Source organism: Paenibacillus sp. GbtcB18, assembly GCF_019091125.1.
GTDB classification, from domain to species: Bacteria; Bacillota; Bacilli; order Paenibacillales; family NBRC-103111; genus Paenibacillus_F; species Paenibacillus_F chitinolyticus.
Genome location: NZ_JAGXJX010000231.1, coordinates 1 through 299 on the forward strand (window position 1 = coordinate 1; position 299 = coordinate 299).

Genomic DNA, 299 nt, shown 5'->3' on the forward strand with positions numbered 1-299 from the left:
GTGAAGGTGTTCCGTTACCGCTAGCGCTTTCGGTCGTTGGATTAGGTGCTTTCGGTATAAAACAATTATTTATGGGAAGATCTGCTTTAGCTAGAAGCCCAGGACTTTTTTACGTATCAGGTGCTTTATCTGTTGTGACGGGATATCCGTTTCTGAAACGTGGATTCAAAAAAATGGTTGCTAGGAAAAAGGTGAATTGGGATCTTGTGGTTGGTATAGGGAGGTTAGCAGTAGCAGTTGCGGGAGAAAATATTGTGGTGGTAGCAGGACTTAGTGTATTAAATTATTTAAATTAGAAT

The 299-nt window shown here is 40.5% G+C and carries 1 pseudogene; it reads left to right on the forward strand.

The window, feature by feature from the left end:
• Positions 1–293, forward strand: a pseudogene (locus tag KVT34_RS30105) (hypothetical protein); the annotation flags it as partial.
• Positions 294–299: the final 6 nt, after the last annotated feature.